General features: G+C 65.2%; 21 protein-coding genes and 1 pseudogene. 13 read left to right on the top strand and 9 right to left on the bottom strand.

The features are described from left to right. Nucleotides 1-12 precede the first annotated feature (12 nt). The 6 genes and pseudogenes from dapD (at nucleotide 13) to ACYPXD_RS14390 (ending at nucleotide 5,516) form a co-directional block, all read left to right on the top strand. Entirely contained in the window at nucleotides 13-840 is an 828-nt protein-coding gene (gene dapD / locus ACYPXD_RS14415; RefSeq protein WP_459712322.1) for a 2,3,4,5-tetrahydropyridine-2,6-dicarboxylate N-succinyltransferase, read from the top strand. Continuing rightward, entirely contained in the window at nucleotides 840-1,214 is a 375-nt protein-coding gene (locus ACYPXD_RS14410; protein ID WP_459712320.1) for an ArsC family reductase, read from the top strand. The genes dapD and ACYPXD_RS14410 overlap by 1 nt, the downstream gene beginning before the upstream one ends. 125 nt (nucleotides 1,215-1,339) lie before the next feature. Continuing rightward, on the top strand, nucleotides 1,340-2,479 hold the full coding sequence (dapE, locus tag ACYPXD_RS14405; RefSeq protein ID WP_459712318.1) for a succinyl-diaminopimelate desuccinylase: 1,140 nt from the start codon (nucleotides 1,340-1,342) through the stop codon (nucleotides 2,477-2,479). 17 nt (nucleotides 2,480-2,496) lie between these two features. Beyond that, nucleotides 2,497-3,426 (top strand): 50S ribosomal protein L3 N(5)-glutamine methyltransferase, encoded by a 930-nt coding sequence (gene prmB, locus ACYPXD_RS14400; protein WP_459712316.1) that lies wholly within the window; start codon nucleotides 2,497-2,499, stop codon nucleotides 3,424-3,426. Nucleotides 3,427-3,752: 326 nt separating this feature from the next. Beyond that, nucleotides 3,753-3,917, top strand: a pseudogene (locus tag ACYPXD_RS14395) (cardiolipin synthase); the annotation flags it as partial. A 171-nt stretch (nucleotides 3,918-4,088) separates the two neighbouring features. Next, complete coding sequence (locus ACYPXD_RS14390) at nucleotides 4,089-5,516, top strand: cardiolipin synthase (RefSeq protein ID WP_459713318.1); 1,428 nt, start codon at nucleotides 4,089-4,091, stop codon at nucleotides 5,514-5,516. A 37-nt stretch (nucleotides 5,517-5,553) separates the two neighbouring features. Here the strand turns inward: ACYPXD_RS14390 and ACYPXD_RS14385 are convergent, their stop codons facing one another. Next, nucleotides 5,554-6,054: a glutathione peroxidase gene (locus tag ACYPXD_RS14385; protein WP_459712314.1), complete on the bottom strand. Its 501-nt coding sequence runs from the start codon at nucleotides 6,052-6,054 to the stop codon at nucleotides 5,554-5,556. A 125-nt stretch (nucleotides 6,055-6,179) separates the two neighbouring features. Between ACYPXD_RS14385 and ACYPXD_RS14380 the strand changes: the two genes are divergently transcribed. Continuing rightward, a complete protein-coding gene (locus ACYPXD_RS14380) occupies nucleotides 6,180-8,162 on the top strand; it encodes an ATP-binding cassette domain-containing protein (RefSeq protein WP_459712311.1) in 1,983 nt (660 codons plus the stop codon). Between the two features lie 120 nt (nucleotides 8,163-8,282). After that, nucleotides 8,283-9,404 carry a CaiB/BaiF CoA transferase family protein gene (locus ACYPXD_RS14375; RefSeq protein ID WP_459712309.1) on the top strand — a complete coding sequence of 374 codons (1,122 nt, stop codon included), beginning with the start codon at nucleotides 8,283-8,285 and terminating at the stop codon, nucleotides 9,402-9,404. 195 nt (nucleotides 9,405-9,599) lie between these two features. Here the strand turns inward: ACYPXD_RS14375 and ACYPXD_RS14370 are convergent, their stop codons facing one another. The 3 genes from ACYPXD_RS14370 to alr all read right to left on the bottom strand — a co-directional run bounded on the left by ACYPXD_RS14370 (nucleotide 9,600) and on the right by alr (nucleotide 12,581). Then, the gene (locus ACYPXD_RS14370; RefSeq protein WP_459712307.1) at nucleotides 9,600-9,863 is read right to left on the bottom strand and encodes a DUF2866 domain-containing protein; all 264 of its coding nucleotides are present in this window, start codon (nucleotides 9,861-9,863) and stop codon (nucleotides 9,600-9,602) included. Nucleotides 9,864-10,030: 167 nt separating this feature from the next. Further along, nucleotides 10,031-11,407: a DNA repair protein RadA gene (gene radA, locus ACYPXD_RS14365; RefSeq protein WP_459712305.1), complete on the bottom strand. Its 1,377-nt coding sequence runs from the start codon at nucleotides 11,405-11,407 to the stop codon at nucleotides 10,031-10,033. A 103-nt stretch (nucleotides 11,408-11,510) separates the two neighbouring features. Continuing rightward, on the bottom strand, nucleotides 11,511-12,581 hold the full coding sequence (gene alr, locus ACYPXD_RS14360) for an alanine racemase (protein WP_459712302.1): 1,071 nt from the start codon (nucleotides 12,579-12,581) through the stop codon (nucleotides 11,511-11,513). Nucleotides 12,582-12,800: 219 nt separating this feature from the next. Between alr and lplT the strand changes: the two genes are divergently transcribed. Together lplT and thiD are read left to right on the top strand one after the other, a co-directional pair. Beyond that, nucleotides 12,801-14,108, top strand: coding sequence for a lysophospholipid transporter LplT (lplT, locus tag ACYPXD_RS14355; RefSeq protein WP_459712300.1), 1,308 nt, complete (start codon nucleotides 12,801-12,803; stop codon nucleotides 14,106-14,108). Between the two features lie 70 nt (nucleotides 14,109-14,178). Further along, a complete protein-coding gene (gene thiD / locus ACYPXD_RS14350; RefSeq protein WP_459712297.1) occupies nucleotides 14,179-14,985 on the top strand; it encodes a bifunctional hydroxymethylpyrimidine kinase/phosphomethylpyrimidine kinase in 807 nt (268 codons plus the stop codon). 30 nt (nucleotides 14,986-15,015) lie between these two features. Here the strand turns inward: thiD and ACYPXD_RS14345 are convergent, their stop codons facing one another. The 4 genes from ACYPXD_RS14345 to tsaB are packed head-to-tail and all read right to left on the bottom strand — an operon-like array spanning nucleotide 15,016 to nucleotide 18,671. Continuing rightward, nucleotides 15,016-15,987: a DUF1853 family protein gene (locus ACYPXD_RS14345; RefSeq protein ID WP_459712294.1), complete on the bottom strand. Its 972-nt coding sequence runs from the start codon at nucleotides 15,985-15,987 to the stop codon at nucleotides 15,016-15,018. Further along, nucleotides 15,987-17,156: a uracil-DNA glycosylase gene (locus ACYPXD_RS14340; RefSeq protein WP_459712292.1), complete on the bottom strand. Its 1,170-nt coding sequence runs from the start codon at nucleotides 17,154-17,156 to the stop codon at nucleotides 15,987-15,989. The genes ACYPXD_RS14345 and ACYPXD_RS14340 overlap by 1 nt, the downstream gene beginning before the upstream one ends. Beyond that, a complete protein-coding gene (rimI, locus tag ACYPXD_RS14335; protein ID WP_075156847.1) occupies nucleotides 17,143-17,637 on the bottom strand; it encodes a ribosomal protein S18-alanine N-acetyltransferase in 495 nt (164 codons plus the stop codon). Before rimI ends, ACYPXD_RS14340 begins: the two co-directional genes overlap by 14 nt. Continuing rightward, on the bottom strand, nucleotides 17,634-18,671 hold the full coding sequence (gene tsaB / locus ACYPXD_RS14330; protein WP_459712289.1) for a tRNA (adenosine(37)-N6)-threonylcarbamoyltransferase complex dimerization subunit type 1 TsaB: 1,038 nt from the start codon (nucleotides 18,669-18,671) through the stop codon (nucleotides 17,634-17,636). Before tsaB ends, rimI begins: the two co-directional genes overlap by 4 nt. Before the next feature lie 152 nt (nucleotides 18,672-18,823). Between tsaB and ACYPXD_RS14325 the strand changes: the two genes are divergently transcribed. The 3 genes from ACYPXD_RS14325 to aceA all read left to right on the top strand — a co-directional run bounded on the left by ACYPXD_RS14325 (nucleotide 18,824) and on the right by aceA (nucleotide 22,955). Beyond that, nucleotides 18,824-19,087: an acyl-CoA-binding protein gene (locus tag ACYPXD_RS14325; protein ID WP_459712286.1), complete on the top strand. Its 264-nt coding sequence runs from the start codon at nucleotides 18,824-18,826 to the stop codon at nucleotides 19,085-19,087. Nucleotides 19,088-19,509: 422 nt separating this feature from the next. Continuing rightward, entirely contained in the window at nucleotides 19,510-21,237 is a 1,728-nt protein-coding gene (locus tag ACYPXD_RS14320; protein ID WP_459712284.1) for a DEAD/DEAH box helicase, read from the top strand. Nucleotides 21,238-21,632: 395 nt separating this feature from the next. Beyond that, entirely contained in the window at nucleotides 21,633-22,955 is a 1,323-nt protein-coding gene (aceA, locus tag ACYPXD_RS14315; protein WP_459712282.1) for an isocitrate lyase, read from the top strand. Nucleotides 22,956-23,177: 222 nt separating this feature from the next. Here aceA and ACYPXD_RS14310 read toward each other — a convergent pair whose 3' ends face one another. Then, on the bottom strand, nucleotides 23,178-23,612 hold the full coding sequence (locus ACYPXD_RS14310; RefSeq protein ID WP_459712280.1) for a universal stress protein: 435 nt from the start codon (nucleotides 23,610-23,612) through the stop codon (nucleotides 23,178-23,180). Between the last annotated feature and the right edge of the window lie 73 nt (nucleotides 23,613-23,685).

The raw sequence follows: 23,685 nt of genomic DNA, 5'->3' as shown, positions 1-23,685 counted from the left end.
GTCTCGTCACTTATGTCGCAACAACTTCAGCAGATCATCGACACCGCGTGGGACAACCGCGCAGACCTTTCGCCGAAAGCCGCGCGCGCCGAAGTGCGCGACGCGGTCGCGCATGCGCTCGAGCAGCTCGACAAAGGGCAGATGCGGGTCGCCGAGAAGAAAGACGGCGCATGGGTCGTCAATCAATGGCTGAAGAAAGCGGTGCTGCTGTCGTTCCGACTCGAAGACAACGCGCCGATGCCGGCAGGCGGTTTCTCCCAGTTCTACGACAAGGTGCCGACCAAGTTCGCCCACTACACGGCTGCGGACTTCGCCGCCGGCGGCTTTCGCGTCGTGCCGCCGGCCGTCGCGCGCCGCGGTTCGTATATCGCGAAGAACGTCGTGCTGATGCCGTCGTACGTCAATATCGGCGCGTATGTCGATGAAGGCACGATGGTCGATACATGGGCCACCGTCGGCTCGTGCGCGCAGATCGGCAAGAACGTGCACCTGTCGGGCGGCGTCGGTATCGGCGGCGTGCTCGAGCCGCTGCAGGCGAATCCGGTCGTGATCGAAGACAACTGCTTTATCGGTGCGCGCTCGGAAGTGGTGGAAGGCGTGATCGTCGAGGAAAACTCGGTCATCTCGATGGGCGTCTATCTCGGCCAGAGCACCAGGATTTACGACCGCGAAACCGGCGAAGTCAGCTACGGCCGCATTCCGGCGGGCTCGGTGGTCGTCGCGGGCAACCTGCCGTCGAAGGACGGCACGCATAGCCTCTATTGCGCGGTCATCGTCAAGAAGGTCGATGCGAAAACGCGCGCGAAGGTCGGCTTGAACGAACTGCTGCGAGGCGACTGATGGCAACGCGGTCAGCGGCGAAGACTATCGTCGTGTACGGCATTCCGAACTGCGACACCGTGAAAAAAGCGCGCGTGTGGCTCGAGGAACACGGCGTCGAGTTCGAGTTTCACGATTTCAAGAAGGCCGGCGTGTCCGAGCCGCTCGTGCGCGACTGGATGAAGGACGTGTCGTTCGAGTCGCTCGTGAACCGGCGCGGCACGACGTGGCGCGGCCTGTCCGACGACATGAAGGCAGAGGCCGATAGCGAAGCCGGTGCGATCGCGCTGATGATCCACAAACCTTCGGTGATCAAGCGGCCGGTGGTCGTGGTCAACGGGCGCGTGAAGGCGCTCGGCTTTGCCGCCGATCAATACGAAGCGCTGTTCGCGTAAGCCTTGCCGCAGCATGTGTGCGGAAGTCCGTTTGCCGCAGTACGTTTTATGAGCCGTTGCCGGCCCCGCCAGTTACGTGGGCCGGCATTTTTTCATCCGCTGTTTTGAAGAGCAGTTCTGAACCCATGTCCGGCACCCTTGCCCTTACCGAAGCGCTGATCGCGCGCGCCTCCGTCACCCCCGACGATCAGCATTGCCAGCGTCTGATCGTCGAGCGCCTCGCGGCGCTCGGCTTCGTCTGCGAAACGCTCGAATCGAATGGCGTGACGAATCTCTGGGCGGTCCGGCATGGCACGGCCGGCGCCGATGGCAAGCTGCTCGTCTTCGCGGGCCACACCGACGTCGTGCCGACCGGCCCGCTCGAACAGTGGTCGTCGCCGCCGTTCGAGCCGACGCATCGCGACGGCAAGCTGTATGGCCGCGGCGCCGCCGATATGAAAGCATCGCTGGCCGGCTTCGTGGTCGCGAGCGAAGAGTTCGTGGCCGCGCATACGCAGCATCGCGGCTCGATCGGCTTTCTGATTACGAGCGATGAAGAAGGCGTGGCCACCGACGGCACCGTCAAAGTGGTTGAAGCGCTTGCCGCGCGCGGCGTGCGGCTCGACTATTGCGTGGTCGGCGAGCCGACCTCGAGCGCGCGCTTCGGCGACATGGTGAAGAACGGCCGCCGCGGTTCGATGTCGGGCAAGCTGATCGTCAAGGGCGTGCAGGGGCATATCGCCTATCCGCATCTGGCGAAGAACCCGGTCCATCTGCTGACGCCGGCGCTCGCCGAACTCGTCGCAGAGCGCTGGGACGACGGCAACGAATATTTCCCGCCCACCACCTGGCAGGTGTCCAACCTGCACAGCGGCACGGGCGCAACCAACGTGATTCCGGGCCACGCGGAGCTGATGTTCAACTTCCGCTTCTCGACGGCGAGCACGGTCGAAGGTCTGCAGAGCCGCGTACATGCCATTCTGGATAAGCACGGCCTCGACTACGAACTGAAATGGACCGTGAGCGGGCTGCCGTTTCTCACGCCGCGCGGCGCGCTCTCCGATGCACTGAGCGCCGCGATTCGCGCCGAAACCGGCGTCACGCCCGAACTGTCGACGACGGGCGGCACGTCCGACGGCCGTTTCATCGCGCGGATCTGCGAGCAGGTGGTCGAGTTCGGCCCGTTGAACGCCAGCATCCACAAGATCGACGAACATATCGAGCTGGCCTCCATCGAGCCGCTCAAGAACGTGTACCGGCGCGTGCTGGAACAACTGATCGCCTGAACGAGGAACCCGTTGCGATGACCACCCCGTCCTACCCGGCTTCTTCTCTCGCGTCTCATCCCGCTGCGCATCCGTTTTCGACGGTGCGTGACCTCTTGCGCCATGCGGTGTCGCGCTTCAACCAGGCGCAGCTCTCGTTCGGACACGGCTCGGCCAACGCCTATGACGAGGCCGCGTATCTCGTTCTGCACACGCTGCATCTGCCGCTCGATCTGCTCGATCCGTTTCTCGATGCGCGCCTGACCGCCGACGAAGTCGACGCGGTCCTGAAGGTGATCGAGCGGCGCGCGGCCGAGCGCGTGCCCGCCGCGTACATCACGCAGGAAGCGTGGATGCACGGCTATCGCTTTCATGTCGACGAACGCGTGATCGTGCCGCGCTCGTTTATCGGCGAACTGCTGCAAGACGGGCTGCAGCCGTACGTCGAAGACCCGGAAGCCGTGTCGGCCGTGCTCGAACTCTGCACCGGCTCCGGCTGTCTCGCGATTCTCGCCGCGCATGCGTTTCCGAACGCGGATGTCGACGCGGTCGATCTGTCGCCGGGCGCGATCGAAGTCGCGACGATCAACGTGACCGACTACGAACTCGACGAGCGCATTGCCGTATTCGAAGGCGACCTGTTCGCGCCGCTGCCCGAGCGCCGCTACGAGGTCATCCTCGCCAACCCGCCCTATGTGAACGCGGCGTCGATGCAGACGCTGCCCGCCGAATACCGGCATGAGCCCGAACTCGCGCTCGCGGGTGGCGCGGATGGCATGGACATTGTGCGGCGCATCATCGGCGAGGCGCGCAACTGGCTGACCGACGACGGCGTGCTGGTCGTCGAGATCGGCAACGAGCGCGCGAACGTCGAAGCGGCGTTCGGCGGGCTCGACCTCGTCTGGCTGTCGACCAGCGCCGGCGACGATAACGTCTTTCTGCTGCAGGCAGGCGACTTGCCGGGCTGAAGGCACATAGACCCGCCACGCCGACCGCCCGTCGAGGAAGGTTGAGGGCGCTTCCAGATGATCCTTTCCCGTTGAGCGTTGAGCGTTGAGCGGCATCAGGAACCGCCTGGCGAGCCCACCATTGCGGCGAGATCGTCGCTCGATACGTATGGACAATACGCTTGTCCACACGCAAGATCGGGCCAACCGCCCGTGGCCGGCTTGCGGTTCGGTAAGATAGTGGCAGCATCAAGCCCGAAGCCGCCAAGCATGAAGCCCGCTTGAGGCCTCTATTCCGATCGCATCTGAATGCGCGAACCGCGCGTCGAACGATCCTTCGTACGCTTATGCAACTCGATCTGCTTCACATCGGCACGCTGATATTCATCTGCCATCTGCTCGGCGTAATTGCCGCGTGCCATGCGGTCCTGCATACGCGCACATCGCAAGGCGCGATCGCATGGGCGGTATCGCTCGTCGCGATGCCGTATCTGACGCTTATTCCCTATCTGTTTCTCGGCCGCAGCAAATTCGCCGGCTATGTCGACGCGCGACGCTTCGGCAACGAACTGCTGCGCACGCGCGCGCATCCGCCCGAATGGGAAACCCAGCCGTCATCGCACGAGCGGCCCGCTCAAGCGCTCGGCGAACATCTCGTACGCTCGCTCACGCGGCTCTCGGGCATGCCGTTTCTGCCCGGCAATGCAGTGCGCACGCTCGTCAACGGCGAGGCGACGTTCTCGGCGATTCTCGAAGCGATCGAAGGCGCGCGCAGCTATGTGATCGTGCAGTTCTTTATCGTGCGTGCCGATGCGCTCGGCGAACTGATCAAGGACACGCTGATCAGGAAGGTCGAGCAAGGCGTACGCGCGTATGTGCTGTACGACAGTATCGGCAGCTTCGATCTGCCGCACCGCTATGTCGCCGCGATGCGCGCGGGCGGCGTCGAGATGCATCCGTTCGCGACGAACCGGCGTTTCGTCAACCGCTTCCAGCTGAACTTCCGCAATCACCGCAAGATCGTCGTGGTCGACGGCGAATGCGCGTTCGTCGGCGGCCACAATATCGGCGTCGAATATCTCGGTGCGAAGCCGCCGCTGTCGCCGTGGCGCGATACGCATATCGAAGTGCGCGGTCCCGCGGTCGCCAGCATCCAGTTCGTGTTCACCGAAGACTGGTACTGGGCCACGCAGCAGTTGCCGCCGCTCGAGGCGCCGCCGCCGATGCCGGTGGCTGCGGCACAGCCGGCGCCGGTTCGCGTTGCGGCGGCTGCCGCGGCGAACTCGGCGCCGACCTCGGTGCCGAACTCGGTGCCGGATGCCGTGACCGCTTCGGTGCACGCTTCCGTGGCGGCGTCGGTGCGCATGGCGCTGGCCGCATCCGCTACGCCGCTGCCCGACGAGCCTTTGTCCGACATGCCGCCGGAATCGGCATCGGACACGCTGCTGCCGCTCAAGACGCTGCCGCCCTCGCCTGCGCGGCCGGCAATGGCTTCCGTGTCGGCCCTCGCGCGCGGCACAACCGCGCAGACACGCGCGCCGGCCCCGGCCGACCACGCGGGCGACATGCACTGTCTCGTCGTGCCGTCCGGCCCCGCCGACAAGCAGGAAACCTGTTCGCTGTTCTTCGTCGAAGCAATCGGCGCCGCGCGCAAGCGGATCTGGATTACGACACCCTACCTCGTGCCCGACGAAGCCGTGTTCTCGGCGTTGCGCCTCGCGGCGCTGCGCGGGGTGGACGTGCGCATCCTGATTCCGAGCCGGCGCGATCATATCGTCGTGTTCGAAGCGTCGCGGCTCTATGCGCACGACTCGATCCGCGCCGGCGTGCGCGTGTTCCGCTACCGGCCGGGCTTTCTGCACCAGAAGGTCGTGCTGATCGACGACGAAGCCGCCGCGGTAGGCAGCGCGAATCTCGACAACCGGTCATTTCGCCTGAACTTCGAGATCATGGTGCTGACCATCGACCGCGGCTTCGCCGCCGAGGTCGAAGCGATGCTGCTGCGCGATTTCGCCGAATCGTACGAGATCGATCGCGGCGAATACCGCAAGTCGCCGGCATGGCGCCGCATGGCAATGCACGTGGCGCGGCTCTTCGCGCCGATCCTGTAGCCGGTATAGCCCACGCCGCTTCAGCGCGCCGGGTGCGCTAGAGCACCTTCTCGATATCCTCGGCGATCTCGTCCGGTTTTTTGGGCGGCCCGTAGCGCTTGAGCACCTTGCCGTCGCGGTCGACGAGAAACTTCGTGAAGTTCCATTTGATCCGGTCGAAGCCGAGCAGCCCTGGCGCCTCCGCCTTCAGATATTTGAAAAGCGGATGCGTATTGGCGCCGTTCACCTCGATCTTCTCGAACAGCTGGAACGACACGCCGAAGTTCTTTTCGCAGAAGCTGCCGATCTGCTCTGCGTCGCCGGGCTCCTGCTTGCCGAACTGGTTGCACGGAAAGCCGAGCACTTCGAGGCCGCGCGCCGCGTATTGCTGGTAAAGCGCCTGCAAGCCTTTGTACTGCGGCGTGAAGCCGCATTCGCTGGCGGTATTGACGATCAGCAAAGGCCGGCCGCGATAGCGTTCGAAGCTGAGCTCCTCGCCGTTTAACGCGCGAGCCGAGAACGAATAGATGGAGGTCGGTGTTTGAGTGGTATTTGCCATATGCGCTCCCGAAGAAAGCCATCAGTTTACGTACGCGGAGCTTTCGCGCCAGTCGGCCGAACGGACGATGCCAGGCAACACGCGGCACAGTCTAAAATAGCGTTTTTCTCAAGCCCGGCCCTGTTGTGATCCGCTTCAACCAGTTCAGTCTCGCGCGCGGCACGAAGCCGCTTTTCGAACAGACCTCATTCACGCTGAACCCCGGCGAAAAAGCCGGGCTGGTCGGCGCGAACGGCGCGGGCAAGTCCACGCTCTTTTCCGTCCTGCGCGGCGAGCTGCATGCGGACGCCGGCGATTTTTCATTGCCGCCGTCGTGGCAGATCGCACATGTCGCGCAAGAAACACCGGCCGCCGATAAAAGCGCGCTCGAGTACACGCTCGACGGCGACGCCGCCTTGCGCGCGATCGAAGCGCGCATCGCCGCCGCCTCGGCCGCGCACGACGGCAGCGCCGAAGCCGAAGCGCACGCGGCCTTCGCCGATGCCGACGGTTACACCGCGCCCGCGCGCGCCGAAGCCTTGCTGCTCGGTCTCGGCTTCACGCTCGAGCAAACGCGTGCGAGCGTCAGCAGCTTCTCGGGCGGCTGGCGTATGCGCCTGAATCTCGCGCAAGCGCTGATGTGCCGCTCTGATTTGCTGCTGCTCGACGAACCGACCAACCACCTCGACCTCGACGCGATCGTCTGGCTCGAAGACTGGCTGCATCGCTATCCGGGCACGCTCGTCGTGATCTCGCACGACCGCGAGTTCCTCGATTCGGTGTGCAATGTTACGCTGCATCTCGAGAACCGGCAGGTCAAGCGCTACGGCGGCAACTATTCGCAGTTCGAAATCCTGCGCGCCCAGCAACTGGCGTTGCAGCAGAGCGCGTACGAGAAGCAGCAGAAAACCGTCGCGCATCTGCAAAGCTTTATCGACCGCTTCAAGGCGAAGGCCACCAAGGCGCGTCAGGCGCAAAGCCGGATGAAGGCGCTCGAGAAGATGGAGCTGATCGCGCCGGCGCACGTCGCGTCGCCGTTCACGTTCGAATTCCGCGCGCCGGATGCCGCGCCGAACCCGATGATGGTAATGGACGACGTGCGTTGCGGCTATCGTGCCGACGATGGCGGCGCGATACCGATCGTCGATGCCGTCACGCTTTCCATCCAGAACGGCCAGCGCATCGGCCTGCTCGGCGCGAACGGCCAGGGCAAGTCGACGCTGATCAAGACGCTCGCCGGCACGCTCGACGCGTTGAGCGGCCACATGCGTGAGGGCAAGGGGCTGCGTATCGGCTACTTCGCGCAGCATCAGCTTGAAACGCTGCGTCCGGACGACTCGCCGCTGCAGCATCTCGCACGCCTCGCGCCCGATACGCGCGAACAGGAATTGCGCGACTTCCTCGGCGGCTTCAACTTCTCGGGCGAGATGGCTACCGCACGCATCGCGCCCTTTTCGGGCGGCGAGAAGGCGCGCCTCGCGCTGGCGCTGATCATCTGGCAAAAGCCCAACCTGTTGCTGCTCGACGAGCCGACCAACCACCTCGACCTCGAAACGCGCCACGCGCTGACGATGGCGCTCGCGCAGTTCGAAGGCACATTGATCCTCGTCTCGCACGACCGGCATCTGTTGCGCGCGACGACGGATCAGTTCATGCTCGTCGCGAAACACCGGCTGCAGCCGTTCGACGGCGACCTCGACGACTATCGCGACTGGCTGCTGCAGCACGCGGCCGAACAGCGCGCGGCGCTCAAGGCCGAGGCGAACAATGCGCAAAGCAACGGTGCGGGCATCGCGAACGGAAGCGACGGCAACAATGCCGGCAACAGCGGCGACACCCCGTTGAACCGCAAGGAACAGCGCCGTCAGGAAGCCGAGACGCGCCAGAAGCTTGCGCATCTGAAAAAGCCGCTGCAAACGCGCATTACGAAGATCGAGAAGGAAATGGACGCGCTGAACGCCGAGAAGACCACGCTCGATGCATTCGTCGCGGACCCGGCCAGCTACAACGCCGAACTGAAGACGAAGCTGACCGAGGCTTTGCGCCGGCAAGCCGACGTCGCCGCGCGGCTCGAAACGCTCGAAGCGCAGTGGCTCGAAGCGCACGAGGAACTGGAGCAGATTGGTTGACCGTTCGGCAAGTGTTTGCAACGGAGTGGCAACCGTCGGGCAACGGTTGGATCGGCAACGGCGGGAATCGCAACTGCGCGCGTGTCACGCGCGGGCACCATCAACGACCGGAGGATAACCTTGTCTTCTGCTGATGCACTAAAAGGCTTGCGCGTGATCGACCTCACGCGCATTTTGCCGGGCCCCGTCGCAACGCTGCGGCTTGCGGAAATGGGCGCCGACGTGCTGAAGATCGAAGCGCCAGGCGACGGCGATGCATCGCGCGTGATGTTGCAAAGCGAGACGGACCGGCTCGAAGGGCGGCCGAGCGTGCTCTACCAGATCGTCAACCGCGGCAAGCGCGTCACGCGGCTCGACCTGAAAACGGAAGCGGGCAACACGGTGCTGCGCGCGCTTGCGCGCGAAGCCGACGTGATCGTCGAGAGTTTCCGGCCCGGCGTGATGGAGCGCCTCGGGCTCGGCTACGAAGCGTTGCGCGAGCTGAATCCGAAGCTCGTGTATTGCTCGATTACCGGTTACGGTTCGACCGGGGTCTACTCGACCATCGCCGGACACGATCTCAACTTTATCGCTTACTCGGGTGTGCTCGATCAGCTCGCCTCGCGCGACGGCACGCCGATCGTGCCGAACTTCCAGATCGGCGATATGCTCGGCGGCGCGTTGAGCGCGATCACGCAGATTCTCGCCGCGCTCTGGCACGTGGCGCGCGGCGGCGAAGGCCGCTTCGTCGATGTCTCGATGACGCATGCCACGCACGCGCACAACGTCGTCGCGCACGTCGGGCTCGTCAACGACGGCACGGCGCCCACGCCCGGTACAGGGCTCCTGAATGGCGGCGCGCCCTGCTACAACCTCTACCGCACGCGCGACGGCCGCTGGCTCGCCATCGCGGCGCTCGAACTCAAATTCTGGGAAACGCTGTGCACCGCGCTCAACCGGCCCGATTGGGCGAAGCGCCACTGGAGCCTCGGTCAGGCGCTCGGCGGTCCCGATGCCGTGGCGTTGACGCAGGAACTGATGGCCTTGATCGCGACACGCACGCTCGCCGAATGGATCGAGTTGCTCGAACCGCTGAACTGCTGCGTGGCGCCGGTGTTGACGCCGGCGGAGGCGGCACAGCATCCGCTGTTTGCGCCTGAACTGTACGCGCCTGCCGCACCGGACCACGCGGATAACCCGGGCGACGGCGCCATTGCGCAAGCATGGGGCGGCGCGAACGCGGTGAAAGGATATGAAAGCTGAATTGGACTGCGTCTGAGCCAGTTGCGCCTATGCCGGCCGCACCTAAGCCGGCCGCGCCTATGCCGGCCGCGCCTATGCCGGCCGCGCCTGAAACCGGCAGCATAGGCCGGCGCGCGACAAGCGGCGCAGAACACGATGCGGCCAACCTAACCCACAACGAAAACCAGCCGCTCTTCTACCTTATTCCTACGTCACTCATCGCCTCGGCAAAGTCTGCCTCGGCGGCCGCTCGTCGTCGACGAGCACGTGTTTGCGCCCCTGGACGTGGCGGCGAATCGTGGCCCGTACTTCGTCGGGCGTGATGTCTTCGGCAACCACGCGGCGAGAAATCTGTCCGCCCGTGTCGATCCATTCGACGATCCGGCAACTGCCGCCCCACGGCTGGGGAATTGGCGGCGATACGCGGCAACCGCGCAGGTTCGCGAGCCGATCCGCTTCGGGTTCACGAGTCTGTTTCAAGACGCATCCTTTTTCCGTTTATGACGGATTGCCTATGCGCCAAAGAATAGGGAAATCGTGTGGATTCTGGGTTACAGCCGCCGGCATGATATTTACAGCGGATTACGTCGCGCACCATCGGCGTGCGTAGCGTGCTTAACCTACGTAGCGTGCATCACGTGGCTTCGTCACTCAAGCGTGCGCACGCGGTCGATCGCCTGTTCGATACGCTCGACCGCGATCACCTGCAGCCCGTCGATCGCCTGTTTCGGCGCATTGGCCTTCGGAATCAGCGCGACCGAAAAGCCGAGCTTGGCGGCTTCCTTCAGCCGCTCCTGGCCGCGCGGCGACGGCCGGATCTCGCCCGCGAGCCCCACCTCGCCGAACACGATAAGCCCCTTCGGCAGCGGCTTGTTGCGCATCGACGAGTGAATCGCGAGCAGCACCGCGAGGTCCGCGGCGGGCTCGGTGATCTTCACGCCGCCGACCGCATTCAGAAAGACGTCCTGATCGAAGCATGCGATGCCGGCGTGCCGGTGCAGCACCGCGAGCAGCATCGCGAGCCGGTTCTGCTCGAGGCCGACCGCGAGCCGCCGCGGATTCGGCACGTTCGCGGTATCGACGAGAGCCTGCACTTCGACGAGCAAAGGCCGCGTGCCTTCCTGCGTGACGAGCACGCACGAGCCCGGCACGATCTGTTCGTGCTGCGACAGAAAAAGCGCGGACGGATTCGCGACGCCGCGCAAACCGCGCTCGGTCATCGCAAACACGCCGAGCTCATTGACGGCGCCGAAGCGGTTCTTGAACGCGCGCACGAGTCGAAACGACGAATGCGTATCGCCTTCGAAGTACAGCACCGTATCGACGATATGTTCGAGCACGCGCGGGCCGGCGAGATTGCCCTCTTTCGTGACGTGCCCGACCATGATGATTGCCGTGCCCGACTGCTTCGCGACGCGCGTCAGTTGCGCCGCGCATTCGCGCACCTGCGCGACCGAGCCGGGCGCCGACGTCAGCGCTTCCGAATAGACGGTCTGGATCGAATCGATCACTGCCACGTCAGGCCGCTCTTCGGCAATCGTCGCCTGAATTTTTTCGAGTTGAATCTCGGCGAGCAGCTTCAGTTCGTTCGCGTTCGAGCCCGGTTCGAGCAGCGACAAACGTTGTGCGCGCAACGCAATCTGCGCGGCCGATTCCTCGCCGCTCACATAGAGCGCGCGCCGCTCGCTGGCGATCTGCGCGAGCGACTGCAGCAGCAGCGTCGATTTGCCGATGCCCGGGTCGCCGCCGATCAGCACGACGCCGCCCGCGACGAGCCCGCCGCCGAGCACGCGGTCGAATTCGCCGACGCCGGTCGAAAAACGCGGTACGTCGGATGCCTGGATGTCGGCGAGGCGCTGCACCGGCGCGCTCTTCGCGAGCGACTGGAAGCGGTGCGCGGAGGCCGATTCGGCCACGGTCTCGACCAGCGTGTTCCACGCATGGCAGGACGGGCACTGCCCTTGCCACTTCGGCGACGTCGCGCCGCATTCGGTGCAGGTGTACAACGTTTTCTGTTTAGCCACGCAGACCTTGCCGGATTCGTATTGTCATAGGTTAGGAAAAGCGGCAGGCCGCCGCCTTTCTCATCGCCTGCACCGCGTTCACGGCGGCTTCTTTTGCCGGGGCCTATTCGGCGCGGACCGGCACGCGCATCGCCACGGCGCACATCAGCTCGTAGCCGATCGTGCCGCATGCCTGCGCGACGTCGTCGATCGGCAGCGCGTTGCCCCAGAGTTCGACGCGCGAGCCGACGCCGGCTTGCGGACACGGCGTCAGATCGACGGTGATCATGTCCATCGACACGCGTCCGACGATGCGCGTGCGAATGCCGTCGACAATCACAGGCGTGCCTTCGGGTGCATTGCGCGGGTAACCGTCTGCGTAGCCGCATGCCACTACGCCGATGCGCATGCCCGCGCGGGCCTTGAAGATCGAGCCGTAGCCGATGGTCTCGCCTTCGGGCAGCGTCTGCACGGCGATCAGTTCCGAAGCGAGCGTCATGGCCGGCTGAAGCCCGGTGCTGCGGATGTCGGTATGCACGCCGGACGGCGCTGCGCCGTACAGCATGATGCCGGGCCGCACCCAGTCGAAATGCGACTTCGGATGCCACAGCGTCGCCGCCGAATTCGCGAGGCTGCGCGCACCGGCAATGCCTTTCGCGCCGCGCTCGAACGCGTCCATCTGATGCTCGATGCCACGCGCGCTGTCGGCGTCCGAAAAATGGGTCATCAGCGTGATCTGGCCGACGCCGGGGCACGCGCGCGCGCGCTCCCAGGCCGCGCGGAACCGCTCCGGCGTGTAGCCGAGGCGATTCATGCCGCTGTTCATCTTGAGCTGGATATTGACCGGCTTGGACAGCCGCGCCATTTCGAGCATGCGCAACTGCTCGTCCGAATGGAGCGCCGTGGTGAGGCTGTAGCGGTCGATCAGGTCGATATCGGTCGGACGAAAAAAGCCTTCGAGCAACAAAATCGGGCCCGCCCAGCCCAATTCGCGCAACTTCACCGCTTCTTCGAGGTCCAGCAACCCAAAGCCGTCCGTTGCGCGCAATCCGGGGAACGCTCGCGCAAGCCCGTGGCCATACGCATTCGCCTTGACGATTGCCCAGATCTTGGACTTCGGCGCGTAGCGGCGCACGACAGCGAGATTGTTGGCGAGAGCGGCGGTATGGATCGTGGCAAGGAGCGGGCGCGGCATGGGAATTTTACGTAAAGACACTTTCGAATCAGCAGCTTACAGCGCGTTTTCAGCGCCACGAAGCCCGCTGCGACTGGACGATCAAGGATTTTGCTAGTCAGTATTCAGCTATTTTCATGATATAAAGCCGTGCGCACAACCCATTTCGAACGGAATAAGCCCGAACGTCATATCCACGGTCTTGCCCGCCTGACCGTCGCGAGGACAGCATCGCATCAGATGAAAAAAGGTTTTTACACGATCATGGCCGCGCAGTTCTTCTCGTCGCTGGCCGACAATGCGCTGCTGATCGCTGCTATCGCACTGCTGAAAGACCTTCATGCCCCCAATTGGATGACGCCGCTGCTCAAGCTGTTCTTTGTGCTGTCGTACGTCGTGCTGGCCGCCTTCGTCGGTGCGTTCGCCGACTCGCGGCCCAAGGGTCGCGTGATGTTCGTGACGAACACGATCAAGGTGGTCGGCTGCGTCACGATGCTGGTCGGGGCCCATCCGCTCATTGCATACGGCATCGTCGGCTTCGGCGCGGCGGCCTATTCGCCGGCCAAGTACGGGATACTCACCGAGCTGCTGCCGCCTGATCGCCTCGTCGCCGCGAACGGCTGGATAGAGGGCACGACAGTCGGCTCGATCATCCTCGGCACCGTGCTCGGCGGCGCGCTGATCAGCCCGCATATCGCCTCGCACATCATCAAACACACGCCGGCCGCGATCCATACGCCCGCCGAAGCGGCGATGCTGATCATCATCATCATCTACGTGATCGCGGCGCTCTTCAATCTGCGCATCCCCGACACCGGCGCGCGCTATCCGAAACAGGAACGCGGGCCGCTCAAGCTCATCACCGACTTCGCCGACTGTTTCAACATCCTCTGGCACGACAAGCTCGGTCAGATCTCGCTCGCGGTCACCACGCTCTTCTGGGGCGCGGGCGCGACGCTGCAGTTCATCGTGCTGAAATGGGCGGAGGTGTCGCTCGGCATGTCGCTGTCGGAGGGCGCGATCCTGCAGGCCGTGGTCGCGGTCGGCGTCGCGGCGGGCGCGATGATCGCCGCCGCGCGCGTGCCGCTAAAGAAATCGCTGTCGGTGCTGCCGGTCGGCATCATCATGGGCATCGCGGTGATGCTGATGGCGTTCTACACGCGGCATCTGTTTCCGCCGCACTGGGGCATCTATGTCGGCCGCATGCATATCGGCGGCTATCTGATCTTCGCGTATGTGTTCCTGATGGTGGTCGGCGCGCTGTCGGGCTTCTTTGTCGTGCCGATGAACGCGCTGCTGCAGCATCGCGGCCACGTGCTGCTGTCGGCCGGCCACTCGATCGCGGTGCAGAACTTCAACGAAAACCTGTCCGTGCTCGTGATGCTGTGCCTCTATGCGGTGCTCGTCTGGCTCGACGTGCCGATCACGGTCGTCATCGTGCTGTTCGGCACCTTCGTCTGCGTGATGATGTGGCTCGTCATGCGGCGCCATCAGGCGAACCAGCGCGCGTTCGATTCGGTCGCGCTGATCGGCGAAGCGCGGCACTGACGGCCCCGATAGTCCTGACAGTGCTGACAGTGCGCCGCGGTTTCAACCGCCCTGCCATCTTCGACCTTTCATGACCCACGCCATTCCCAACGTCCTGACGATCGCCGGCTCCGATTCCGGCGGCGGCGCCGGCATCCAGGCCGACCTGAAAGCGTTTTCGGCGCTCGGCGCGTACGGCGCGAGCGTGATTACCGCACTGACCGCGCAGAATACGCGCGGCGTGACCGCGATTCACACGCCCGACCCCGATTTCGTCACGGCGCAACTCGACGCGGTGTTCGACGATATCCGCATCGACGCGGTGAAGATCGGCATGCTCGCGAACGCACAGATCGTGCGCGCGGTCGCCGACGCGCTGCGGCGCCACCGTCCGTCGCATGTCGTGCTCGACACGGTGATGATCTCGAAGAGCAACCATGCGCTGCTCGCGCCCGATGCGGTCGACGCGGTGCGCGACGAACTGCTGCCGCTCGCCGATCTGCTGACGCCGAATCTGCCCGAGGCGGCCGCATTGCTCGGCGCGCCGGCGGCTGCCGATGAAGGCGCGATGGTGAGCCAAGGGGAAGCGCTACGCGCGCTCGGGGCGCGCGCGGTGCTGATGAAGGGCGGCCATCTCGCGGCCGCCGACAGCCCGGACTGGCTCATCGAAGCAGGCGGCACGCTGCGCGTCGGCGGCCCGCGCGTGCCTGTCAAAAATACGCACGGCACGGGGTGCACGTTGTCGTCCGCGATTGCGGCGTTATTGCCGCAGCGGCGCGATCTCGCGAGTGCGGTCGTCGATGCGAAACAATATTTAACCGGGGCACTCGAGCAGAGTGCGCGGCTTGACGTCGGCAGCGGCGTCGGGCCCGTGCATCACTTTCATCGGTGGTGGTGAACGCGAGCAATCCGTAAGCGTGGGCGATCCCTAAGCGCGCGCAAACGCAAGCGCCTGCGCGGGCCACGCATCCGGCACGATAAATCCGCGTGACGTCTCGCGCCAACCGCCATCTTGGTCATCGGCGGCAAATGCCGCGATCATCGTCGGACCGCTATGCTGCGCCAGTTGCGCGCTCAATGCCGGTATCTCGAATAGGCCCGCGGCAGCCGCATCGCCGCTGCGGCGCCGCCGCGACAGCCATTGCAGACGCGGCAGCACGGCCCACGCGTCGCCCCGCGCCGCGGCAAACGACGGCCAGTCCGCACGCGTCGTCCACCAGCCGCGCGCGTGACCGGGATCGATCTCGGCCGGCTCGGCCGGCGTGCCGCCCTCGCGATAGAACAACCACCCTTTGACGAACATTTGCGCGTCCCACGGCCCGAGGTAGCCAAGCGACGCGAATTCGGCACGCGCGCTCAACGGCAGCTGATGATCGAGCAAGCGGCGCAGCTTCACGTCGAAGCGGTCCTGCAGATTCGGGCCGACATAGTCCGCGAGCGCCGCGCGGCTTTCGCCCGCATGCAGATAGCATTTGACCGCGAGTTCCCAATGCAGACGCCGGCCTGCCCGCGTTCGAACGAGGAAGTCGCATTCGCCGAGCGTGATGCCATTGCGCCGCAACGCGACGTTCGCGGCCACGAGCCGCGCGGCGGGGCCATGCCGCAAAAACCACGCGAGCAAACATTCCGCGTAGCGGCCAAGCCGCGTCATAGGCGCGGCGGCGATGTGCCGATGCAGCGCATCGGGGTGCGCATCTTCGGCGACGAGCCAGTCGAGCGTCGCCGCCGCTTCGTCGGACGACCCGAACGGCTCGGCCAGCACGCCCGCAGGCGGTTGCGCGCGCAACAAGTCGGGGCTGAACAGCAGCCACGCCAGATCGCGCACCGCCGGCTCGGCCAGACGCTCGAGCCGCGCGGCATCGCGCGGCGTCAATCCGCCAGATGGGCCGTCGGCTGCCATCAGTCGGTCGCGGGATCGGCTGCCGAACCAGCAGTTGAGGCCGCAGTTGAGCCGACAACTGAACCGGCAACTGAACCGGCAACTGAACCGGCAACTGAGCCAGCGTCGGTCGAACCGGCGCTCGCGCCTGCCTTGCGCCACGTATCGCGCGCAAGACACAAGTCTTGCCACGCCTTGGCCTTGTCGTGCAGGCTGCGCAGCAGATACGCGGGGTGATACGTGACGATCACCGGCACCCCTTCATACGTATGCACGCGCCCGCGCAGCGACGAAATGCTCGCGTCGGTCTTCAGCAGGCTCTGTGCGGCAAAGCGGCCAAGCGCGACGATCAGCTTCGGTTTGACGAGCGCGACCTGGCGTTGCAGATACGGCTCGCAGCGCGCAACCTCCTCGGGCTCCGGATTGCGGTTACCCGGAGGCCTGCATTTGAGCACGTTCGCGATATAGACATTCGCGCCGCGCGCAAGCGACAGCGAACGCAGCATGTTGTCGAGCAGCTTGCCGGCCTGGCCGACGAACGGTTCGCCCTGGCGGTCCTCGTTTTCGCCCGGCGCTTCGCCGATCAGCATCCAGTCCGCGTCGCGGTCGCCGACACCGAATACGGTCTGCGTGCGCTTCTCGCAGAGGCGGCAGCGTTCGCAGCCGGCCACGCGTTCGACGAGCGCGTCCCAGTCGAGCGAGGCGACCGGCGGCCGTGACGGCTCGATGGCGGCATCGCCGGTGGCGAGGCCGGCTGCGTCGTCGGGTGCCGGGGCACGCGCGCGCGACGACGGCTGCGCGGGAAGATCGTCGAACCACGCGAAGTCGTCGCCGGGTGGCGCGGGTTGAGCCGCAGGCGCCGCTGGCGCCGGCTCCGGACGTGCCGTGACGGGCCTGCGGCCGATCTCCGGCGGCGCGCTTTGCGACGGCGTCTCGCGCGGGGCGTGGCGCTCCACGGGCGATGCAGACTGCGAAGCAGGCACGGCAGCATCCGTCGCCCGATCAGCACGCGCGGCATCGGGCGACGCATTCGGCTGGGCCTGTGCCAACACGGCGTCCCGCGAGCGCGCGGCCTCCGCGGTCGCGCCGGCCTCAGCGTCTTCGAGCGCCGCCGGCGCATTCGCGCTGCCGCGCCTCACCCACAACGGCGCGAGGCCGAGTTCTTCCAGCGCGGACTCATGCAACGCCATCGGCACCCTCCTTCTCAAAAGAAAATCGCATCACGATTGCATCTTCCCGGCTGCGATGCCGCGCCGGATAGTAGTTCTTGCGCCGGCCGATCGACGCGAAGCCGAACCGCTCATAAAGCCGGATCGCGCGATGGTTCGACGGCCGCACTTCGAGCAGCAGTCCCGTCAGCTTTTCCGCGTGCGTAATGCGCACCGCTTCGCGCAGCAGCGCGAGCCCCGCGCCCGCATGCTGCGCGGGCGGCGCGACGCACAGATTCAGCAGATGCATCTCGTCGACCACCGGCATCAGCACGCAATAACCGATCAGCGTCCCTGTGACGTGTCGCAGGCAGATACCGAAATAGCCGTTGCGCAGCGAGTCTTCGAAATTGCCGCGCGACCACGGAAACTCGTAGGCAAGTCGTTCGACTATGGCGACCTCATCGAGGTCGCCCTCGGTCATCGGCGACATGTAGCGGTCCGCGAGCAACACGCCGCTCATTGCCGACGCTCTTCCGGTTGAGTGCCTGATTGAGCGCCGCTCTGGCCGCCTGACTCGCCGCCGGGCTGGCCGCTTGACTCGCCGCCTGGCTGGCCGCTTGATGGGGCGCTTGATGGGGCGCTTGATAGACCGCTTGATAGACCGCTTGATGGGCCACTCGATAGACCTTGAGCAGCCTTCGCCGCAAGCCGTTCCGCCGTGGTCAGCGCAACCTTGTCACGCACATATTCGGGCGCCGCCCGATCAGCCGGCACGGCGCGACCCGCGCGCCATGCGCGCCACGCGGCGAACGCGATCGGCAGTGCATGCGGCAGCGCTTCGCCATCGATCGCGCGTGCCCCGGCAGCCACCGCGAGCCTTGCGCCGAACACCGCCGCTGCATTGCCGGCAAGCGTGTACGGCACGTCGGGCGCGACGATCCGTTCGGGCGCATCGAGCGCCGCGGCGCGCACCGCGCGCCAGTCTTGCAGCGCATCGTCCCACGCGTAGTCAGCCCAATAGACTTCGTCCATTCGCGCGTCGAGTGCGGCGAGCACGCGCGTCGCCGACGGGTCGCGCCGTCGCGCGCTTTCCGCGCACGCAGCCAGCGTGCCGATTGGCACGACCGGACAGCCGAGTCCGAACGCGAGCCCCTGGGCGACGCCGGTCGCCGTGCGCAAACCGGTGAACGAACCTGGCCCGGCGCCGAATGCGATCGCATTGCACGCGCGCAGCATGTAACCGGCTTCGTCGAACAGCTCGCGAATCGCGGGCAGAAGGCGCGTGCTCGACACCGCGCCGGTCGATTCGTGACGCGACCAGACGCGCGGCTCGTGAAACGCATCGCGCGACGCTAACGAGGAAGCGGAAGACAAAGCAGACGACAAAGCGGCGGCCCCTTGGGAAACGCTCGCGGAAGAAATATCGGAAGCAGCCGGCAAACCGCCGGCCGACGAACGCAAGGACGAACCGGCAGGCGGATTCGCAACGGCAAGCAACGCGACCGAGCAGAATTCGGTCGATGTATCGAGGGCAAGCAGCACAGTTTCAGTCATGGACGGTATTGTAATGCGCGACCCTGGCGGGCCGGGCGCGAAGCGTCAGCGGCGCAACACGTCGTGCATGTCGCGCGGGCCGCACACGTGCGCACTTCTGTCGCCGCGCTTGTTATGATCGTCGGCCGATCCGAATTTTCGCGGAGACTTCAATGAGCGACGTCGACACCCGCTTTAACCAGGCAGTCAACGACGTAAAACAGTTGCCCGAACGCCCCGGCGACCTCACGCTGCTGCGTCTTTACGGACTCTACAAGCAGGCGACCGCCGGCGACGCGCCCGACGAACGGCCGGGCTTCGCCGATATCGCCGGCAAATTCAAACACGACGCGTGGGCCGCGCTGAAAGGCCTCGCGCCCGAGGCAGCCAAACAGGAATACACCGAACTTGTCGAATCGCTGAAAGGCGGCACCTGAGCGGCGCGCCAAGGCTCAGCTTCCAGGACCCATCCGTTGTGCGATTTGTCTGACGCGTGAACGTTTCGTGTCAAACAACTGGCGCAGTGCAGCAAAGTTAGTTATAATCGCCGCTGCACTTGCAATAGCGGGTGCAGCTAAGCGTTTTGCTCCAATCCAGTTTAGAACCTGTCACCTCCCTGCCACGGGCCCTGCATCTACGGGCCACCACGTAAGGCTGGCGGCAAGCCCTCCCGGCGTGTCGCATCCGATACAGCTTCTAACGAAAAGCTCGCCTTTATTGTCGCGAGCTGCCCCCGTTTTACGGTTTGCTCGCTGCTGTTTGCTCGCTGAATCCGACAACTTGGGTAATGCCGATTGGCGCCGACGTTTCATCCCCTGGTTTTATCCAAGGGGTTCGTTCCCATGCTTCAAGGATTTTCATGACTTCGAGCAACACCACCAGCCCGTTGAACGCAATCGCCGACGCCGCCCTCGGTCTTGACACGCCCTCCACCGCCGAACCGACGGCGGCGCGTGCCGACGTACCGGCCAACGCACCGGCCAACGCACCGATTGAAGCAGCGCATGCGGCCAATGCAGCGGACGCGGCTGGCGCCGATCAAGGCCCGACGTTCGCGTCGCTCGGGCTTTCCGAGGAGATTCTTTCGGCCGTGATCGCAGCTGGATACAAGGCGCCGACGCCGGTCCAGCAGCGCGCGATTCCGGCGGGCATCGCCGGGCGCGACCTGCTCGTCTCGAGCCCGACCGGTTCGGGCAAGACGGCCGCCTTCATGCTGCCGGCCATCGAGCGCTTCGCCCAGCTGCAAAAAACCCAGGCGCAACAACCGCGACCAGCGGGCGATGCACGCGACCCGCGCAACGCCGACCGCCGCACGCGCCGTCCGCAGCCGGTCGCCCGTCCGGGCCTGCTCGTGCTCACACCGACGCGCGAACTCGCCATGCAGGTCACCACGGCCGCGTCGACGTACGGCAAGCACCTGCGCCGGCTGCGCACGGTCAGCATTCTCGGTGGCGTCGCCTACGGCCAGCAGCTGATGCTGCTCGCGAAGAACCCCGAAATTCTCGTCGCCACGCCGGGTCGTCTGCTCGACCATCTGGAGCGCGGCCGTATCGATCTGTCGGAACTGCAGATGCTCGTGCTCGACGAAGCCGATCGCATGCTCGACATGGGCTTTATCGACGACATCGAAACGATCGTCGCCGCGACGCCCGCCTCGCGCCAGACCATGCTGTTCTCCGCGACGCTCGACGGCAAGATCGGTTCGCTGACGAGCCGTCTGCTGAAGAATCCCGAGCGCATCGAAATTACGCAGCGTATCGAGCAGCGCGCGAATATCGCGCAAACCGTGCACTACGTCGACGACCGCGACCACAAGGACCGTCTGCTCGACCATCTGTTGCGCGATGCCGGTCTCGACCAGGCGATCGTCTTCACCGCAACGAAGAGCGACGCGGACCAGCTCGCCGGGCGTCTCGCCGACGCGGGCTTCCAGTCCGCCGCGCTGCACGGCGACCTGCCGCAGGGCGCGCGTAACCGCACCATCCGCGCGCTGCGCGAGCGTCGCGTGCGCGTGCTCGTCGCCACCGATGTCGCCGCGCGCGGCATCGATATCCCCGGCATCACGCACGTGTTCAACTACGATCTGCCGAAGTTCGCGGAAGACTACGTGCACCGTATCGGTCGCACGGGCCGCGCCGGCCGCTCGGGTATCGCGGTGAGCCTTGTGCATCACGCGGAACAGGGCGCGTTGAAGCGCATCGAGCGTTTCGTGCGCGCGCCGCTGCCCGTCAACGTTATCGCAGGCTTCGAGCCGCGCAAGGCGCCGCCCGCCGGTGGCCGTGGCGGTTTCGGCGGCGGCCGTGGCCGTCCGGGCGGCAATGGTGGCGGCCGGCGCTTCGGCGGCAAGCCGGGCGGCAGCAGCGGCTACGGCGGTTCGCGTGAAGGCGGCGGCTACGTCGGCAACGGCGGCGGCAGCGGGGGTGGTAATGGCGGCGGTCGCGGCTGGAGCGGCAAGCCGTCCGGCGGCAGCCGCGACGGTTACAGCGCATCGCGCGGCGAAGGCGGCGGCAGCTATGCCGGTTCGCGCGACGGCGGCTACGGCGCACGCCGCAGTGACGGTCCGCGCAATCCGCGTCGCGGCAGCTAAGCACCCGCGTCATCAATCGATCGCAAGCGAAGCCTTCAAAAACAGGTAACACGCTGCATCGCAAAAGCCCGCCTCGGCGGGCTTTTTTTTGCCCCACTCAAATTTCACAATACGAAAAATTTTTTTGCGTCGTAAAAAATCGTGTTGCAAGGCACAACCGATGATGTTGCAGCATGGAAAAACGCTTTCCACATTACGGAATAACCCAATCAAATAGTTGATTTTATTGAAATAAATTAAATCGAAAAACGTTCGCTACCGCTTGTTGACGTTCCTGCTGCGCGTCTAGACTCTTATATAAGACTTCGCGAACCGGAGACGCCGCACCCCGCCCCGGCTCACTGAAGCCAGCCATTTCGCTGTTCAAACCGGTCTTCATCGAAAGGGAGCACACCATGTCACGCGAACAACAGGTTCAACAGCTGCAGCAGCAATGGAACACCGACCCGCGCTGGAAAGACGTCAAGCGCAGCTATACGGCCGAGGATGTCGTGCGGCTGCGCGGTTCGGTCGCGGTCGAGCACACGCTCGCCAGGCGCGGCGCCGAAAAGCTTTGGGCTGCGATGGCATCGGAGCCGTTCGTCAACGCGCTCGGCGCACTGACCGGCAACCAGGCAATGCAGCAGGTGAAGGCCGGCCTCAAGGCCATCTATCTGTCGGGCTGGCAGGTCGCGGGCGATGCGAACGTCGCCGGCGAAATGTATCCGGATCAGTCGCTGTATCCGGCCAACTCGGTGCCGCTCGTCGTCAAACGCATCAACAATACGTTGACGCGCGCCGATCAGATCCAGTGGTCGGAAGGCAAGAATCCGGGCGACGAAGGCTATCTCGACTACTTCGCGCCGATCGTCGCCGATGCGGAAGCGGGTTTCGGCGGCGTGCTGAACGCGTTCGAGCTCATGAAGGCGATGATCGAAGCGGGCGCGGCCGGCGTGCACTTCGAAGACCAGCTCGCATCAGTCAAGAAATGCGGCCACATGGGCGGCAAGGTGCTCGTGCCGACGCGCGAAAACGTCGCGAAGCTGACCGCCGCGCGTCTCGCGGCCGATATCTGCGGCACGCCGACCGTGCTGCTCGCGCGCACCGACGCGGAAGCCGCGGACCTGATCACCTCCGACATCGATGAAAACGACAAGCCGTTCCTGACCGGCGAGCGCACCGTCGAAGGCTTTTTCCGCACGAAACCGGGTCTCGCGCAAGCAGTGTCGCGCGGCCTCGCGTATGCGCCGTATGCGGACCTGATCTGGTGCGAAACCGGCAAGCCCGATCTCGAGTTCGCGAAGCGGTTCGCCGAAGCGATTCACAAGCAGTTCCCGGACAAGATGCTCTCGTACAACTGCTCGCCGTCGTTCAACTGGAAGAAGAACCTCGACGACGCGACGATCGCGAAGTTCCAGAAGGAACTCGGCGCGATGGGCTACAAGTTCCAGTTCATCACGCTCGCGGGCTTCCATGCGCTCAACTACTCGATGTTCCATCTCGCGCACGGTTATGCGCGCACGCAGATGAGCGCGTTCGTCGAAATGCAGCAGGCCGAATTTGCGGCCGCGGAACAGGGCTTCACGGCCGTCAAGCATCAGCGCGAAGTCGGCACCGGGTATTTCGACGCGGTCACGCAGACGGTCGAACGCGAAGCATCGACGACCGCGTTGCATGGGTCGACCGAAGACGAGCAATTCTTCGAGAAGCCGGTCACGCTCGACAAGAAGGTCGCTTAACCGGGCAAACGGAAGCCAACGGGGGCGGCGCATATCGCCGCGCGAGCCGGGCGGCAGGTTCAAGCCGCCCGGCCTGCCTGCCTGCTCTGCGAGACCTGCGAGACGTGCGACACACGCACACGCGCGCACGCGTGACACGTGCGACACGTCCAGGACGCGCGCGCCCTGAGCGGCCACCTGCGCACCTGCGAGCGCAGGCGCCGGATCGGCGCCGATCCGGATTCACCGATAAACGATCACCGGAATCTTCGTATGCGTGAGCACGCGTTGCGTCTCGCTGCCGATCAGCAAACTACCGAGGCCGCGCCGCCCATGCGACGCCATGAAAATCACATCGCAGCCGCCCCGCTCGGCCGCTTCGATAATGCCGAGATACGGCGACGGATGCACGCTCGTGTGGCTCGTGCACGCGACGCCGGCGCCGCGCGCCGCCTCTTCGACTTCGCGCAGATGGTCGCGCGCCTCGCGCTCGCTGCGGTCCTGGAATTCGACCGGCGGCTCGACCACCACTTCGGAAAACGGCGAATACGGATACTGCGGCAGACATGCGTAAGCGGTCACGCGCGCGCCAACCGCTTGCGCAAGATCGATCGCACCGTCGATCGCTTTCTTCGACAGTTCCGAGCCATCGGTCGGTACGAGGATATGTTTGAACATGGTGCTCTCCGTCGTCGACTGCGGGTGCACGTTGGGCCTCGCGCGCCGCGACACCGGCAGCGCGTGCACCGGC

The sequence above is a fragment of the Paraburkholderia sp. 2C genome (genome assembly GCF_054589215.1).
The sequence above is the reverse complement of the archived record's forward strand: the minus strand, read 5'-3'. Positions and strand labels throughout refer to the sequence as shown.

Excerpts from the sequence above, each read along its gene's own strand:
- thiD (WP_459712297.1), top strand. The coding sequence starts at position 14,179 with ATGACCCACGCCATTCCCAACGTCCTGACGATCGCCGGCTCCGATTCC.
- ACYPXD_RS14390 (WP_459713318.1), top strand. The coding sequence starts at position 4,089 with ATGCCGTTTCTGCCCGGCAATGCAGTGCGCACGCTCGTCAACGGCGAG.
- ACYPXD_RS14320 (WP_459712284.1), top strand. The coding sequence starts at position 19,510 with ATGACTTCGAGCAACACCACCAGCCCGTTGAACGCAATCGCCGACGCC.
- alr (WP_459712302.1), bottom strand. The coding sequence starts at position 12,581 with ATGCCGCGCCCGCTCCTTGCCACGATCCATACCGCCGCTCTCGCCAAC.
- tsaB (WP_459712289.1), bottom strand. The coding sequence starts at position 18,671 with ATGACTGAAACTGTGCTGCTTGCCCTCGATACATCGACCGAATTCTGC.
- prmB (WP_459712316.1), top strand. The coding sequence starts at position 2,497 with ATGACCACCCCGTCCTACCCGGCTTCTTCTCTCGCGTCTCATCCCGCT.
- rimI (WP_075156847.1), bottom strand. The coding sequence starts at position 17,637 with ATGAGCGGCGTGTTGCTCGCGGACCGCTACATGTCGCCGATGACCGAG.
- ACYPXD_RS14340 (WP_459712292.1), bottom strand. The coding sequence starts at position 17,156 with ATGGCGTTGCATGAGTCCGCGCTGGAAGAACTCGGCCTCGCGCCGTTG.
- ACYPXD_RS14345 (WP_459712294.1), bottom strand. The coding sequence starts at position 15,987 with ATGGCAGCCGACGGCCCATCTGGCGGATTGACGCCGCGCGATGCCGCG.
- dapD (WP_459712322.1), top strand. The coding sequence starts at position 13 with ATGTCGCAACAACTTCAGCAGATCATCGACACCGCGTGGGACAACCGC.
- ACYPXD_RS14325 (WP_459712286.1), top strand. The coding sequence starts at position 18,824 with ATGAGCGACGTCGACACCCGCTTTAACCAGGCAGTCAACGACGTAAAA.
- aceA (WP_459712282.1), top strand. The coding sequence starts at position 21,633 with ATGTCACGCGAACAACAGGTTCAACAGCTGCAGCAGCAATGGAACACC.
- lplT (WP_459712300.1), top strand. The coding sequence starts at position 12,801 with ATGAAAAAAGGTTTTTACACGATCATGGCCGCGCAGTTCTTCTCGTCG.
- ACYPXD_RS14385 (WP_459712314.1), bottom strand. The coding sequence starts at position 6,054 with ATGGCAAATACCACTCAAACACCGACCTCCATCTATTCGTTCTCGGCT.
- ACYPXD_RS14410 (WP_459712320.1), top strand. The coding sequence starts at position 840 with ATGGCAACGCGGTCAGCGGCGAAGACTATCGTCGTGTACGGCATTCCG.
- dapE (WP_459712318.1), top strand. The coding sequence starts at position 1,340 with ATGTCCGGCACCCTTGCCCTTACCGAAGCGCTGATCGCGCGCGCCTCC.
- ACYPXD_RS14310 (WP_459712280.1), bottom strand. The coding sequence starts at position 23,612 with ATGTTCAAACATATCCTCGTACCGACCGATGGCTCGGAACTGTCGAAG.